Origin of the sequence: Thiohalophilus sp. (assembly GCF_031581315.1) — a bacterium.
In the GTDB taxonomy this organism is placed as follows: domain Bacteria; phylum Pseudomonadota; class Gammaproteobacteria; order UBA6429; family Thiohalophilaceae; genus Thiohalophilus.
Map to the genome: position 1 here is coordinate 1 of NZ_JAVLAZ010000059.1, position 15,394 is coordinate 15,394.

The following is a 15,394-nucleotide window of genomic DNA, read 5'->3' on the forward strand; positions in this document are numbered from 1 at the left end:
GGACACGCTTCGTTCAACGGCTGATTCCAGACCGCGTATTTGCAGTCGGGATAGCGTTCGCAGGAGAAGAAGATCTTGCCGCTGCGCGCCTTGCGCTTGAGCATGCTGCCCTGTTTGCACTCGGGACACTGCACGCCGGTGTTTTCCGGTTTTTCCAGCGGCTCGATGTAGCGACAATCGGGATAACCGCTGCAACCGATGAACTTGCCGTAACGTCCGTGGCGGATAATCAGGTCCGAACCGCAGTCGGGACACTTGCGCCCCTCGATCACTTCCGGCTCGGCGTTGGCGTCTTCATTGACGTTACGGGTGTAGTCGCATTCGGGATAGTTGTTACAACCGATAAACCGGCCGCGCCGCCCCAGGCGAATGGCCAGGCTGCCGCCGCACTTGGGGCACTTTTCTTCGATTTGCTCGTGCGTCACATCCTTGCGATCCACACTCTTATCCTTCTCCTCGACCAGTTCGTGGAAGGGTTTCCAGAAATCCTTCATCATCGGCACCCAGTCCTTCTCGCCACGGGAGATGGCATCCAGGTCGTCTTCCATGTGCGCGGTGAACTCGTAGTCCACATACTGGGGAAAGTGTTCGGTCAGGAACTTGTTAACGATGCGGCCGACGTCGGTTGGGATAAACCGTTTTTTATCCATCTCCACGTATTCACGCTGCTGTAACGTGGAGATGATCGAGGCGTAAGTCGAAGGGCGGCCGATGCCGTACTCTTCCAGCGCCTTGACCAGGCTGGCTTCGGAGTAACGCGGCGGCGGTTCGGTGAAGTGCTGCTCGGGGAGGATCTTGAGCAGCTTGACCACATCGCCCTCTTTCATCGGCGGCAGGATGCGATCCTTGTCATCCTTGTCTTTCTTGCTGTCGTCCTCGCTTTCCAGATACAGCGCCATGAAACCGGGCTTGACCACGGTCGAGCCGTTGGCGCGAAACAGGTTGTCCGGACTGCCGGCGGCCAGGTCCACGGCCACGGTATCCATGGTGGCGTGGATCATCTGGCAGGCGACGGTGCGTTTCCAGATCAGCTCATACAGGCGGAACTGATCCTTGCTCAGATGCTTTTTAATCTGCGCCGGTTCATGCAGTACCGAGGTCGGGCGAATCGCCTCGTGCGCTTCCTGGGCGTTTTTGGATTTGGTTTTGAACTGGCGCGGCTCCTTGGGCAGGTTGTCGGCGCCGTACTTGTCCTGAATAAACTGGCGGATCTCGGTCAGCGCTTCATCGGCCAGATTGACCGAGTCGGTACGCATATAGGTGATCAGACCCACGGTTTCGCCGCCAAGATCGATTCCTTCATACAACTGCTGGGCGACACTCATGGTCTTGCGCGCGGTAAAGCCGAGTTTGCGCGACGCCTCCTGCTGCACGGTCGAGGTGGTAAACGGCGCGGCCGGGTTACGCTTGCGCTGTTTCTTTTCAACCTTGTGGACCGTGAGCTTGCCGTTGGCCGCGCTGCTCAGTGTCTGTTCGGCTTCTTTGGCCTTTTTCTCGTTGTTAATCGTGAACTGGCTGACTTTCTTGCCCTTGAGGTAGGTCAGCTTGGCGGTAAACGCCTGCTTGTCCTGCTCCACCTCGGCATCCATGCTCCAGTATTCTTTAGGCTTGAAATTTTCAATCTCGATTTCCCGCTCGACGATCAAACGCAGAGCCGGACTCTGTACCCGACCGGCGGACAGACCACGACGGATTTTTTTCCATAACAGGGGCGAGAGATTGAAACCTACCAGATAGTCCAGCGCACGGCGCGCCAGCTGGGCATGGATCAGATCATTGGACAGTTCTCGCGGATGCGAGACCGCATCGTTGACCGCGCTCTTGGTAATTTCGTTGAACGCCACGCGACCGACATGTTTGTCATTGAGCGCATCCCGGTCCTTGAGGATCTCATACAGATGCCAGGCAATGGCTTCGCCCTCGCGATCCGGGTCAGTAGCAAGATACAGGTTGTCGGCTTTTTTCAGGGATTTGACGATCGCATCGACATGCTTTTCGTTTTTTTCGATCAGTTGATACTTCATGGCAAAGTCATGTTCGGGATCGACCGCACCCTCCTTGGGCAACAGATCGCGTACATGACCATAGGAGGCCAGGACCTCATAATCCTTGCCGAGATATTTTTTGATCGTTTTGGCCTTGGCAGGCGACTCAACGATGACCAGACTTTTAGCCATAAGATTGGTTACTCTTATAAAAGCAAATGCCCGCGTTTAGCGGGCACTGTGGTTAACTCTGCTTGTTTTGCCACTCAATGCAGAATACCGGGCATTTCGTCGAACACCAGATCTTCCATCCAGGCAAATGCCGCTTCCCTGCCCGGTTGATTAAACAGTACCATCAGGACAACCCATTTGAGCTGCTCAAGATCAATTTCGTCTTCGCCCAGTGCCATGACCCGATCGATCACCATTTCACGGGTGAAGTGATCGAGGACACCGGTCTGTTCCAGAAACAGCAGAAAACCGCGCGCTTCGACATCCAGCCGCTCGCACTCTTCGGCGGTATAGATACGAATGGAACCGGTGGTTTTGCCGCTGTAGATCGACGGGTCATCCTGCAGAGCAACCAGTCCTTCCAGCCACTCAAAGGCGCGGGTGATTTCGACCTGACGAAAACCGGCTTCCTGCAGTTCAACGCGCAGTGTTTCCTCGTCCGTATCGAATTCTATTTCATCATTCATATAGTTTTCAAACAGATACATCAATACGTCGAGTACACTCTCTTTCATTTTCTTACCCCTCTAACAGGTCTGGCAATAATGACCACCGGTGGTGGCGGCTACAAAGCCTTGCAATTCCAGTACCAAGAGCATGGAACAAACGGCATCGGCCGTCAATCCACTACGTTCTACCACTGTATCGACGGATGTCGGCTCGTGACCGATGCACTCCAGCACTTTTTGATACTCCACATCCAGTTCGGGCACTGTGTCACAAACAGGCTCTTCGGTCCCGGCCGTCGGTGTATAGGCCACCAGGGAACCAAGTTCTTCCACCACATCCTGCGCGGTCTCGACCAGTTTGGCTCCCTGGCGCAATAACTGATGACAGCCCCGGGCCTGTGGGTTATGAATGGAACCGGGTACGGCAAATACCTCGCGCCCCTGTTCCAGCGCCAGTCTGGCAGTGATCAGCGAGCCGCTTTGCGGCGCCGCCTCCACCACCAGCGTTCCTACCGACAGTCCGCTGATTATGCGGTTGCGGCGCGGAAAATTGGCCGCCAGCGGCGGCATGCCCGGGGCGAACTCGGACACCAGCGCCCCCTGCGTGGCAATCTCGTGCGCCAGCTCGCGATGCCGGGCCGGATAGACCCGATCCAGTCCGGTGCCGACCACGGCAATACTATAGCCGCCGCCTTTCAGGGCACCCCGGTGGCTGGCGGCATCGATACCCAGGGCCAGACCGCTGGTAATAGTCAGTCCGATCCCGGCCAGATGGCGGGCAAATTCCTGTGCCGTCTCCTGCCCTGACGGAGTCGGGCTGCGGCTGCCGACCATCGCCAGCTGCGGCAGACCCAGACAATCGGGATCCCCGAATACATACAGCAGCAATGGCGGAGCGCTGATCTCCCGCAGGCGGGCGGGATAACGCGGATCCGTCAGGGTCAGGATGTGCGCCCGGGGCTGCGTGGCCCAGGCCAGATCGGCGTCGATCGCCGCTTCATCCGGGCTCAGCAATGCCGCCACTGTCTCCTCGCGCAAACCGGCGGCGGACAATGCCGCTCGCCCGGCGCCGAGAATCTTCCCGGGGCTGCCAAAACGCTCGATCAGGGAGTGAAAAGTCGCAGGGCCGAGGTACGGGGCCCGATGAAGCACCAGCCAGGGGCGCAGTGATTCCTGTTCTTCAGCCATAGCTCCTGTCCAGACCAACTCCGTTTGGTCACCGACCACGACCGGATCAGCCGGCCGGGTTGACGGTTTATTGAGCTATTGTATCACCCGGCAGGGATTTGCACAGCCCCGCCGGGTTCAGACGGTCAGGGGTTGGCGACCTTGTCGTTCACATGCAGGGAACGATAGGCCTCCATCACCAGCGCATAGCTGACCTTCTCGTAACTGCGGAACACCATCAGGATGCCGGCCCGCTCGTCGGGCAGATCCACATGGAATCCGAGCCAGCTGTCGGGATCCCGGGCCGTGCCGCCGTCCTGGTAGATGGCCAGCACATGACCCGGCTCCAGGCCCTCACGTGTCCCCTTGTTCAGAACCACCACATTATACTGGCCGATCTGGGAGAGGCCGTTGTGCACAGCGATGATCTCGCCCTCGACTTCTTCCTTGGGCGGACGCGGGAAGAAATTGAACTCGAGCTGGTGCTGCTCGACCGGCAGCAGACGATCGCCGTTAAGCACTTCCTGCTGGGCACGCGAGATATTCAGGGTAACCACGTCGTCACGACCGCTCTTGCCGCGAGTCACCCGGGCGTCGGCCAGCCGGATCACTTCATAGCCCAGCACTTCGCCGGTTTGCGGATCCCGGTAGACCCGGCCCGGGCGCACGATATCATAGCGCCCGATGCTCTCATCCTGGATGTCCCGGGCATAAATCCGGTTGCCGGTGCCGCTGATCAGATGGCCCTCGTAACTGGAGACGATATACGGGGCGTCCTCCAGTTCCTCCTCGGTAACCACACGCGGGCGCTGCAAAAACGGGGCAATCACCGCGCGGCGGATAGTCGGAATCGCCTTTTCAATAGACTCGTAGCGGGGCCGTGGCGACAGTTTTTCACTCTGGATATCACGCGGCGGTGCCATACCGCCACTGCCTTCCAGGGTCAGATAGGGTTTGCCGTCGGCATCGCGATACAGCACGACCACGTCACCGGGATAGATCAGATGCGGATTGCGAATCTCGGGGTTGATATGCCAGACCTGCGGCCATAACCAGGGATCGTTAAGAAAACGCCCGGCAATTCCCCACAGGGTGTCACCTTTTTTCACGACATAACGTTCGGGATAATCGGGTTTGAAAACCGGTTTTTCCGGTTCCGGGGCCTCGGGCTCCTGCAGGGAATAGCTGCTGGTCTGGGGTGCCGGCGCCGCCGTCGGCTGTTCCGGAGACGAGCCGCAGGCCGCGAGGCCCAGGCTCAGCAAAACAATGGACAGGAAACGTGTCAATCTGAGGCCAGTCAGTTTATTATTCACCATGCAAGGTTCCCCTGTCAGAGGCCGCTTTTGTTATTGGAGTTTAATCGACCTGGCGCCCGGAGCAAGCCCGAATCTGACAGGTCTATCCTAGTAGTATCATAATGTTAGCAGCTTTTTCTACACTTGTACTAGAGAAACGTCACGAAATTATATGGCAATACTCAATATTTTGAATTATCCCGATGATCGGTTGCGCATCAAGGCGAAGCCGGTGACCGAGTTTGACGCGCGCCTGCACCGGCAGATCGACGACATGTTCGAGACCATGTACGCCGCGCCCGGCATCGGCCTGGCCGCCACCCAGGTGGATTTCCATCAGCGGCTGATCGTCCTCGACGTCTCCGAGGATAAAAGCCAGCCGCTGGTGCTGATCAACCCGGAAATCACCGAAAAGGACGGCATTCAGCAGATCGACGAAGGCTGTCTGTCGGTGCCCGGTATCTACGAGCCGGTCGAGCGGGCCGAGCATATCCGCTTCAAGATGCAGGATCGCGACGGCAACCCGGTGGAGATGGAAGCCGAAGGGCTGCTGGCGGTCTGCATCCAGCACGAAATGGATCACCTGGAAGGCAAGCTGTTCGTCGACTATCTCTCCGACCTCAAGCGCCAGCGCATCCGTAAAAAGCTGCAAAAACAACAACGCCAGGTCGGATAAATCCGACGGGTGCTAGGGGCCAGGTCCTGGTCACTAGCCCCTGGCACCTGGTCACTTATCCAGCGGCGGCACTTAACTTAAAAAAATAACGATGGCCTCTCCCTCTCCCCTGATCTTTGCTGGAACCCCCGACTTTGCTGCCACGGCCCTGCGTGCCCTGCTCGACGCCGGGCACGAGATCGTGGCCGTCTACACCCAGCCGGATCGCCCGGCGGGGCGGGGGCGCAAGCCGCAGGCCAGCCCGGTCAAGCAGCTGGCGCTGGAGCACAATCTGCCCGTCTGCCAGCCGGAACATTTCAAATCCGACGCCGCTCTGCAGGAACTGGCGAGCTGGCGAGCGGATCGGATGATCGTCGCCGCCTACGGGCTGCTGCTGCCGCAAAAAGTGCTGGATGTTCCCCGCCACGGCTGCCTGAATATTCATGCCTCGCTGCTGCCGCGCTGGCGGGGTGCGGCGCCCATCCAGCGGGCCATTCTGGCCGGCGACCATGAGACTGGCATCACGATCATGCAGATGGACGCCGGGCTGGACACCGGCGATATGCTGTTCAAATTACCCTGTCCCATCGACCCGCACGACACCGGCGGCAGCCTGCATGACAAGCTGGCAAAACTGGGCGGGGAAGCGATTGTGCAAGCGCTTACCAACCTGGAGAACCTGACACCGCAACCCCAGGACGACAGCCAGGCCACCTACGCCCGCAAACTGAACAAAGCCGAGGCCCGGATTGACTGGCACAAGCCGGCCGACCAACTGGCCCGGGAAGTGCGCGCGTTCAATCCCTGGCCGGTCAGCCACACCCTGCTCGACGCTCAGCCGCTGCGCGTCTGGCAGGCTGAAGCCCAGCCGCAAGCGCCCGACGCCACGCCCGGCACCGTGCTCAGTACCGATGTCGATGGCATTGCGGTGGCCTGCGGCGAGGGCAGCCTGCTGCTGCAGCAAATCCAGCCGGCCGGCAGCAAGGCCATGAGCGCCGCCGCCTTCCTGCACGGTCGCCCCGGGCGCATCGCCCCCGGCATGCAACTGGGCGACGACCCTCACTCATGAATGTGCGCCTCGCCAGCCTCCAGGTGCTGCAGCAAATTGTTCAGCAGGGGCAGAATCTCGATAACGCCCTGGAGAGCGTGATTCCGCAACTGGAGCAACCCCGGGATCAGGGCCTGCTCCAGCACCTGTGCTACGGGGTCATGCGCTGGTATCCGCAGCTGGAGTTCCTGCTGGCTCAGCTGTTGCACAAACCGTTAAAAAAGAAAGACACCGATCTGCGCCTGCTGCTGTTACTCGGCCTCTATCAGCTGCGCTTTACCCGGATTCCCGCCCATGCGGCGGTCGATGAGACCGTGGCGCTGACCAAACGCCTGAACAAGGACTGGGCGCGGGGCATGGTCAACGCGGTGCTGCGCAATTACACGCGCCGACACAATGAACTGGAACAACGCCTGGAGCAGGATCCGTCGGCCCACAGTGCGCATCCCGCCTGGCTGCTCGGCGCGTTGCAGCAGGCCTGGCCCGATCACTGGCCGGCCATCGTGGCAGCGAACAACACCCAGGCCCCCATGAGCCTGCGGGTCAATGGCCGGCGTGGTTCGCGCGACGCCTATATAAAGCGTTTGCTCGATGCGGGGCTGACGGCGCGCCCGGCGGCGCACACTGAAAGCGGCATGATTCTGCACGAGCCCTGCCCCGTTGAGCAGTTGCCGGGCTTCGCCACCGGGGAGGTGTCGGTACAGGATGGCGCCGCCCAGCTGGCGGCCTCCCTGCTCGATGCGCAACCGGGCGAGCGGGTACTCGATGCCTGTGCCGCCCCCGGCGGCAAGACTGCCCACCTGCTGGAACGCCAGCCCGATCTGCAGGACCTGATCGCGCTGGATCGCGATGCGGACCGCCTGCAACGGGTGCAGGACAACCTGACCCGCCTGGAGCTGGCCGCAACGCTGATCGCGGGCGATGCCGCCCGGCCCGACAGCTGGTGGGACGGGCAACCCTTCGATCGCATCCTGCTCGATGCGCCCTGCAGCGCCACCGGCGTGATTCGTCGTCATCCGGATATCAAACTGCACCGTCGGCAAAGCGATATCGCCGCACTGGCCGCCACGCAACATGCTATGCTGTTGGCCCTGTGGCCACTGCTCAAACCCGGCGGTACGCTGCTGTACGCGACCTGTTCGGTGCTGCCCGAAGAGAACCGGCAACAGGTGGAATGCTTTCTCGCCGCCGAGAATACGGCGCGCCACGTGCCGCTCGCAGCGAGCTGGGGACACCCCCTGTCGGCCGGACAACAGATCCTGCCGGGTGAGGATGAAATGGATGGTTTCTATTACGCACGCCTGGTCAAGACAAACTGACGCCAGCCGCCCGGCACCGGGACGCTGGCTGCGCGGTCTGTTGCTGGCCAGTGTGCTGGGCAGCGCGCCGCTGGCCGTTGCCAACAACGGGTTTGTTATTCGTGATGCCGACATGACCCTGCAGGGCAGCGTCTATCACCTCGACGCCCGTATCGATTATCAACTCTCCCCCGAGGCAATCGACGCGGTCAAAAACGGGGTACCGCTGATCATCGCCATGGACATTCGCGTCGAGCGCAAACGCAGCTGGTGGCTGGACCAGGAAGTGGCCACCCTCACCCAGAATTACCTGCTGCTCTATCATGCGCTGACCGAAAAATATGTGATTCATAATCTCAACAGCGGGATTCAGGAGAACTACGTCAACCTGGATACCGCCCTGTGGGCCCTGGGCCGGATCGACAGCCTGCCCCTGATCGATGCCAACCTGCTGGAGTCCGGCGCCGAATACACCGTTGAACTGCGCAGCCGCCTGGATATCGAATCCCTGCCGGCACCCATGCGTCCGCTGGCCTATATTTCCAGTGACTGGCAACTGCAAAGCGACTGGTACTCATGGTCATTGGTTCACTGATCCGCAAACTGTTCTCCGGCAGCGCGCCGATCATCATCCTGTTTGTGCTGCTGCTGACCTCGCTCTATATGATGAGCGGGGCCACGCATAACTCGGCCCTGTTCGGCAAACTCTATTCGTTGATGCTCGGCATCAACCTGCTGGCCATCGGCCTGTTGCTGGTATTGATCGGCAAAAGCCTGTGGCAACTGGTCCAGCAATATCGCAAACGGGACACCGGGACCCGCCTCACCGCCCGGCTGGTAGTCATGTTTATCATCCTCTCGGTGACGCCGGTGTCGGTGGTCTATTATTTCTCGCTCGACTTTATCAAGCGCGGTATCGACAGCTGGTTTGATGTGCGGGTGGAAAATGCCCTGAATGACGCGCTGGAACTGAGCCAGGCCTCCCTGGGCATGCGCATGCGCGAATTGCTGCGCGAAACCCAGAGCCTGGGCCAGAAGCTGTCGGAAACGCCCAACAATCTCATGGCGTTGAAGCTGAACGAGATTCATCGCAGTACCGAAGCCTCCGAACTGACGTTGTTCTCGCGTAACGGACGCATTATCGCCTCCAGCAGCATGGAGTCGACCCATCTGTTACCCGAACGACTGGATGACACCAGTTTGCACATGCTGCGTCAGGGTAATGATGATATCGGCCTGGTCCCGATCAAGGACAGCGGACTGCATTTTCGCGCGGCAGTGACCCTGCCGGGGCCCGATGCAGTGACCGAATCCCGCTTTTTGCAGGCGCTGTTCCCGGTCAGCGATCGCATCAATACCCTGGCCGACAGTGTGCAGACGGCGTTCAGTCAGTACCGGGAAGTGGCCTACCTGCGCACGCCACTCAAATACAGCTTTATCCTGACCCTGTCGCTGGTGCTGCTGCTGAGTATTCTGGTGGCGATCTGGGCGGCGTTTTATGCCGCGCGGCGCATGGTGCAGCCTATCTACGATCTGGTGGAAGGGACCCGGGCCGTGGCGGCCGGCAATTACGACAAGCGCCTGCCCCTGCCGGGTAAGGACGAACTGGGCTTTCTGGTGCGTTCGTTCAACGAAATGACCCACAAGATCGCCATTGCCCAGCAACAGGCCCAGAAGAGCCAGCATCAACTGGAAGCCCAGCACGCCTATCTGGAAGCCGTGCTGGCCAATCTCTCCTCCGGCGTGCTGACCCTGGATCACGATCACCATCTGCGCACCCACAACCTGGCGGCCAGCGAGATACTGAACGTCGATCTGGCTCGCTATCACGATGCGCGCCTGGATACACTTGCCGACGCCGAACCGGCTTCGCGTCAGCTGATCGATGCCATCTGCCAGTATCTGGATGCCGGTGAACTGGAATGGCAGGAACAGGTCACCCTGTTCGGTCCCAACGGCCGCAAGGTGCTGATGTGCCGCGGGACCCCGTTACCCGACAGCGGTGATCGCGACAGCGGCAATATCATCGTCTTCGATGACATCACCGCCCTGATTCAGGCCCAGCGCAACGCGGCCTGGGGCGAAGTGGCCCGGCGTCTGGCCCACGAGATCAAAAACCCGCTCACCCCCATTCAGCTGGCCGCCGAACGACTGCGCCACAAATACCTGAAAAAGATGGAACAAAAAGATGCCGAGGTGCTGGATCGCTCGACCCACACCATCGTCCAGCAGGTGGAATCCCTCAAGGAGATGGTCAAGGCCTTCTCCGACTACGCGCGCATGCCCGAACTGCAGCTGGAAACCCTGGACCTGAATCACATTATCGACGAAGTCCTGGATCTGTATCGCACCAGCAATCACCAGATCCGCTTTCGACTCGAACTGGATCCGAGCATGCCGCAGATCGAAGCCGACGCCGGCCGACTGCGCCAGGTCCTGCACAACCTGTTCAAAAATGCGCTCGAAGCCATGGGGTATGCCAGTGACTCCCGGGTCCAGGTCAGCACCCGCTGTGCTCACGAACAGAGCTGTCGCTATGTGGAATTGAAAATCGAGGACAACGGCCCGGGCATACCTGCCGATGTATTCGACCAGCTGTTCGATCCCTATGTCACCACCAAGCCGCGCGGCAGCGGACTGGGACTCGCCATCGTCAAGAAGATCATCGAGGAACACGGCGGCATGCTATGGGCCGAGAACAACCCCGACGGCGGTGCCACCATTATTATTCGCCTGCCGGTAATTTCAACCGGCGGGGAGATCGGCGATATAATGGACACCGATTCCGAATCAACCTATAACAGCAATGATGATGCAGCCGCCTGAAGCCGCCCCACGGGACCTGTCCCAGCCCGCCACGACCGCCGCGCCGTATATTCTGGTGGTGGATGACGAGCCGGACATTCGCCAGTTACTCCAGGAAATCCTCGAGGACGAAGGTTACGAGATCGCCGTGGCCGAGAACGGGGAAACCGCCCGCCAGCAACATCGCCAGCGCAAGCCGGATCTCATCCTGCTGGATATCTGGATGCCGGATATCGACGGCATCAGCCTGCTCAAGGAGTGGAAAGACGAGGAACAGGCCGGTGGGCCGGTGATCATGATGTCCGGCCACGGCACCGTGGAAACCGCTGTCGAAGCCACCCGCCTCGGGGCCTATGACTTCATCGAAAAGCCGATCTCCCTGGCCAAGCTGCTGCTGACCGTCGAACACGCGCTGGAAACCCAGAAGCTGCAACGGGAAAACCAGGGGCTGCGGCGTCACAGCCTGCAGGTGAATGAGCCTATCGGCAAAAGCGCGATCATGCAGGGCCTGCGTGATCAGCTGCGACGCATCGCCGAACACGACAGCGGCGTGTTGATGAGCGGCGAGCCGGGTTGCGGGATCCACATCGCCGCCCGTTACCTGCACGACGCCAGTACCCGCCGCGACGGCCCGTTTGTGGAGGTCAATGCCGCCAGTCTTGCGCCGGACAATGCCGCCCGCGAACTGTTCGGTGCCGAGCAGGGCGGCAGCGTGCATTACGGCCTGCTCGAACAGGCCAACGGCGGCACGCTGTTGCTCTACGACATTGCCGAAATGGATCTGGCCACCCAGGCCCGGCTCTATTCGGCGCTGGATACCCACAGTTTTTATCGCACCGGCGGCAACCAGCCGGTCGAACTGCGCGTGCGCATCATCGCCGCCACCCACCAGGATCTGGAGCAAAGGGTGGCCGACGGCCAGTTCCGCAAGGATCTGTTTTATCTGCTGAATGTCGTCCCGGTACGCATCCCCGCGCTGCGCGAACACCGCGAAGACGTGCCTGAACTGCTCAACGTTTTCACCAACCTGCTTGTGGATCAGGAGAAGCTGCCCTATCGCAAATTTACCCTGGCGGCCCAGAACCGGCTGCGCAACTATCACTGGCCGGGCAACCTGCGCGAGCTGACCAACCTGATCCAGCGACTGCTGATCGTCGGTTCCGGCCATGAAATCGATGTCGAAGAGGTCGATATCGCGCTGGGTGACAGCGGCGCCTCGCAGCACAAACGCGAGGTCGAGGTGAATTACGATCTGCCGCTGCGCGAGGCCCGCGAACAGTTCGAGCGCGACTATCTCGAGTACCAGCTGCGTAAGGCCCGGGGCAGTGTCGGCAAGGTCGCCCAGGCTGTGGGTCTGGAACGGACCCACCTGTACCGCAAGCTGCGCTCGCTGGGCATCGATCCGAAAAATATTCCCCAGGACGGGTAAACGGTCATCAAACACTTTACAATTGCGTTCAAATAACAAGAACGACTCTGGACCTCTATGAAGATCATCATCCTCGGCGCCGGTCAGGTCGGCAGTTCACTGGCGGAGAATCTCGCCAGCGAGGCCAACGACATTACCCTGGTCGACCAGCGGGAAGAGGTTCTGCAGGGACTGCAGGATCGGCTCGATCTGCGCACCGTCATCGGTCATGCCTCGCATCCCGAGGTCCTGCAGCGCGCGGGGGCCGACGATGCCGATATGCTGATCGCCGTGACCGACAGCGACGAGACCAACATGGTCGCCTGCCAGGTCGCCTATACCGTCTTTCATACTCCGACCAAGATCGCCCGCGTCCGCGCCCTGGAATACCTCAACTACAAAAACCTGTTCAGCCCGGCGGCCCTGCCTATCGATGTGCTGATCAGCCCCGAACAACTGATCACCAATTATGTCCAGAGCCTGATCAACCATCCCGGGGCCCTGCAGGTGCTCGACTTCGCCGACGGGCTGGTCCAGCTGGTCGGCGTGCGCGCCTATTACGGCGGCCCCCTGGTTGGGCACGAGCTGCGCACCCTGCGCCAGCACATGCCCGGCGTCGAGGCCCGCGTGGCGGCCATTTACCGGCGCGGGCGACCGATTATTCCCGAAGGCCACACGGTCATCGAAGCCGATGATGAAGTCTTTTTCATCGCCGCCAGCGCGAACATACGCACCGTGATGAGCGAATTGCGCCGCCTGGACAAGCCCTACAAACGCATCATGATCGTCGGTGGCGGCAATATCGGCAAACGCGTGGCCCAGGCCCTGGAACGCAAATACCAGGTCAAGCTGATCGATCATAACCCGGAACGAACCCGGCTCATTTCCAACGAGCTGGACAAGACCATGGTGCTGTGTGGCGATGCCGCCGACGAAGAGCTGTTACTCGAAGAGAACATCGACAAGACCGACGTGTTCTGTGCCCTGACCAACGATGACGAGGCCAACATTCTCTCGTCCATGCTGGCCAAGCGCCTGGGTGCCCGCAAGGCGATTACCCTGATCAACCGCGCCGCCTATGTGGACCTGATCCAGAGCGGTGTGATCGACATTGCCCTCTCACCCCAGCAGTCCACCATCGGCAGCCTGCTCGCCCACGTGCGGCGCGGCGATGTGGTCAAGGTCCATTCCCTGCGCCGCGGCGCCGCCGAAGCCATCGAGGCCATCGCCCACGGTGATATCAACACATCAAAGGTTGTCGGACGCAAGATCGAGGAACTCAAACTGCCGCCGGGCACCACCATCGGCGCCATCGTGCGCGGCAAAGAGGTCATCATCGCCCATCACGACACCCTGATCGAATCCGACGACCACGTCATCCTGTTCCTGGTCGACAAGGCCCGCATCCCCGATGTCGAACGCCTGTTCCAGGTCAGCGTCACCTTCATTTAAATAACAAGGTACGAGTTACGAGGGACGAGTGACGAGGAATATGACTTCTGTGCACTTCATCAGTCTAAACCAGAGCACCAAATACCTGAGCTCCACGCGTAGGGTGGATCAAGCGCAGCGGATCCACCTGCAATCTTGTCCTCGTCACTCGTCCCTCGTCACTCGGCCCTGTGTTTGATCATGCATCTGCTGGTTATTCAACGCATCCTGGGTATTTTGCTGATGGTCTTCAGCCTGGCCATGCTGCCGCCGCTGTTTGTCTCCTTTCTCTATCTCAATATTACCTTCGAAGCGTTTTTTTACAGTTTTGCGATTATCCTGATCAGCGGGATCGTCCTGTGGTTGCCGGTCAAAAACCAGAAAAAGGAACTGCGGGTCCGGGATGGATTTCTGGTCGTCGCGCTGTTCTGGACCACCCTGAGTCTGTTCGGTGCGATCCCGTTCATTCTCTCGCCGGACCCGGCCATCTCGGTTACAGATGCGATTTTCGAATCCTTCTCCGGCCTGACCACCACCGGCTCCACGATTCTCACCGGCATTGATTACCTCCCTGAATCCATCCAATTCTATCGACAGCAGCTGCAATGGCTGGGTGGCATGGGGATCATTGTCCTGGCGGTCGCCATCATGCCCATGCTCGGCATCGGCGGGATGCAGTTGTATCGCGCCGAAACGCCCGGGCCGGTCAAGGATACCAAGATCACCCCGCGCATCACCGAAACTGCCAAGGCCCTGTGGTATATCTATCTGAGTCTGACTGTACTCTGCGCGCTGGGTTACTGGCTGGGTGGCATGAGCCTGTTCGATGCCATCGGCCACAGCTTTTCGACTGTTGCCATCGGTGGCTTTTCCACCCACGACGCCAGCATGGGCTATTATATCGACAAGCCGATGGTCGAGGTGGTGGCGATCATTTTCATGTTCCTCTCCGGCATCAACTTTGCGCTGCATTTCACTGCCTGGCGCCATCGTTCACTGGCGTATTATCTGCTCGATTCCGAATTCCGCGCCTACGTGACCATTCTTATACTGGTGGCACTGATCACCGTGTTTTATCTGTATAACGAAAACGTCTTCCCCGGCTTCGATCGTGCCCTGCTACATGGCGTCTTTCAGACGGTCTCGATCGGCACCACGACCGGCTTTACTACTCATCAGTACCATCTGTGGCCCGGCTTCTTGCCGGTGCTGTTGCTGTTTGTCAGTTTCGTCGGCGCCTGCGCCTGGTCCACCGGCGGCGGCATGAAAGTCATCCGCTTTGTGTTATTGATCAAACAGGGCATGCGCGAGATCACCCGCATCATTCATCCCAACGCCGTGATTCCGATCAAACTCGGTGGCAAACCGGTCTCGCCGCGAATCATCGACGCGATCTGGGGCTTTTTCTCCGCCTATGTGGCGGTGTTTACCATCATGCTGCTGATCCTGATGATGACCGGCCTGGACCAGGTCACCGCCTTCTCCGCCGTGGCCGCGACTATCAATAACCTGGGCCCAGGACTTGGTGAAGTGGGCGTCACCTACGCCTCACTCACCGACACCGCCAAGTGGATTCTCTGCTTTTCCATGCTACTCGGCCGTCTGGAAATCTTCACCCTGCT

12 protein-coding genes are annotated in these 15,394 nt (G+C 59.8%); 8 read left to right on the top strand and 4 right to left on the bottom strand.

Going from position 1 to position 15,394, the window contains the following annotated elements:
• The 4 genes from topA to RI563_RS09335 form a co-directional block, all read right to left on the bottom strand.
• Positions 1-2,177: type I DNA topoisomerase (gene topA, locus RI563_RS09320; protein ID WP_310694102.1), on the bottom strand; the 2,177-nt coding region annotated here is incomplete at its 3' end.
• 74 nt (positions 2,178-2,251) lie between these two features.
• Complete coding sequence (locus tag RI563_RS09325) at positions 2,252-2,731, bottom strand: DUF494 family protein (RefSeq protein ID WP_310694103.1); 480 nt, start codon at positions 2,729-2,731, stop codon at positions 2,252-2,254.
• A 12-nt stretch (positions 2,732-2,743) separates the two neighbouring features.
• Positions 2,744-3,853 (bottom strand): DNA-processing protein DprA, encoded by a 1,110-nt coding sequence (gene dprA / locus RI563_RS09330; RefSeq protein WP_310694104.1) that lies wholly within the window; start codon positions 3,851-3,853, stop codon positions 2,744-2,746.
• A 125-nt stretch (positions 3,854-3,978) separates the two neighbouring features.
• Positions 3,979-5,148 carry a LysM peptidoglycan-binding domain-containing protein gene (locus RI563_RS09335; protein ID WP_310694105.1) on the bottom strand — a complete coding sequence of 390 codons (1,170 nt, stop codon included), beginning with the start codon at positions 5,146-5,148 and terminating at the stop codon, positions 3,979-3,981.
• 151 nt (positions 5,149-5,299) lie between these two features.
• On the opposite strand from RI563_RS09335, the gene def reads away from it, so the two are divergent.
• The 8 genes from def to RI563_RS09375 all read left to right on the top strand — a co-directional run.
• Positions 5,300-5,803, top strand: coding sequence for a peptide deformylase (def, locus tag RI563_RS09340; RefSeq protein WP_310694106.1), 504 nt, complete (start codon positions 5,300-5,302; stop codon positions 5,801-5,803).
• Between the two features lie 91 nt (positions 5,804-5,894).
• Positions 5,895-6,851: a methionyl-tRNA formyltransferase gene (gene fmt / locus RI563_RS09345; RefSeq protein WP_310694107.1), complete on the top strand. Its 957-nt coding sequence runs from the start codon at positions 5,895-5,897 to the stop codon at positions 6,849-6,851.
• Positions 6,848-8,149: a 16S rRNA (cytosine(967)-C(5))-methyltransferase RsmB gene (gene rsmB, locus RI563_RS09350; protein WP_310694108.1), complete on the top strand. Its 1,302-nt coding sequence runs from the start codon at positions 6,848-6,850 to the stop codon at positions 8,147-8,149. Before fmt ends, rsmB begins: the two co-directional genes overlap by 4 nt.
• Positions 8,112-8,723 (top strand): DUF4390 domain-containing protein, encoded by a 612-nt coding sequence (locus RI563_RS09355; RefSeq protein ID WP_310694109.1) that lies wholly within the window; start codon positions 8,112-8,114, stop codon positions 8,721-8,723. Before rsmB ends, RI563_RS09355 begins: the two co-directional genes overlap by 38 nt.
• Positions 8,705-10,954, top strand: coding sequence for an ATP-binding protein (locus tag RI563_RS09360; protein ID WP_310694110.1), 2,250 nt, complete (start codon positions 8,705-8,707; stop codon positions 10,952-10,954). Before RI563_RS09355 ends, RI563_RS09360 begins: the two co-directional genes overlap by 19 nt.
• A complete protein-coding gene (locus RI563_RS09365; protein ID WP_310694113.1) occupies positions 10,941-12,362 on the top strand; it encodes a sigma-54 dependent transcriptional regulator in 1,422 nt (473 codons plus the stop codon). The genes RI563_RS09360 and RI563_RS09365 overlap by 14 nt, the downstream gene beginning before the upstream one ends.
• A gap of 57 nt (positions 12,363-12,419) precedes the next feature.
• Positions 12,420-13,793, top strand: coding sequence for a Trk system potassium transporter TrkA (trkA, locus tag RI563_RS09370; RefSeq protein WP_310694111.1), 1,374 nt, complete (start codon positions 12,420-12,422; stop codon positions 13,791-13,793).
• Positions 13,794-13,973: 180 nt separating this feature from the next.
• A partial coding sequence (locus RI563_RS09375) for a TrkH family potassium uptake protein (RefSeq protein WP_310694112.1) occupies positions 13,974-15,394 on the top strand: 1,421 nt, incomplete at its 3' end.

Excerpts from the sequence above, each read along its gene's own strand:
- RI563_RS09325 (WP_310694103.1), bottom strand. The coding sequence starts at position 2,731 with ATGAAAGAGAGTGTACTCGACGTATTGATGTATCTGTTTGAAAACTAT.
- def (WP_310694106.1), top strand. The coding sequence starts at position 5,300 with ATGGCAATACTCAATATTTTGAATTATCCCGATGATCGGTTGCGCATC.
- dprA (WP_310694104.1), bottom strand. The coding sequence starts at position 3,853 with ATGGCTGAAGAACAGGAATCACTGCGCCCCTGGCTGGTGCTTCATCGG.
- trkA (WP_310694111.1), top strand. The coding sequence starts at position 12,420 with ATGAAGATCATCATCCTCGGCGCCGGTCAGGTCGGCAGTTCACTGGCG.
- RI563_RS09365 (WP_310694113.1), top strand. The coding sequence starts at position 10,941 with ATGCAGCCGCCTGAAGCCGCCCCACGGGACCTGTCCCAGCCCGCCACG.
- RI563_RS09360 (WP_310694110.1), top strand. The coding sequence starts at position 8,705 with ATGGTCATTGGTTCACTGATCCGCAAACTGTTCTCCGGCAGCGCGCCG.
- fmt (WP_310694107.1), top strand. The coding sequence starts at position 5,895 with ATGGCCTCTCCCTCTCCCCTGATCTTTGCTGGAACCCCCGACTTTGCT.
- RI563_RS09355 (WP_310694109.1), top strand. The coding sequence starts at position 8,112 with ATGGTTTCTATTACGCACGCCTGGTCAAGACAAACTGACGCCAGCCGC.
- RI563_RS09335 (WP_310694105.1), bottom strand. The coding sequence starts at position 5,148 with ATGGTGAATAATAAACTGACTGGCCTCAGATTGACACGTTTCCTGTCC.
- rsmB (WP_310694108.1), top strand. The coding sequence starts at position 6,848 with ATGAATGTGCGCCTCGCCAGCCTCCAGGTGCTGCAGCAAATTGTTCAG.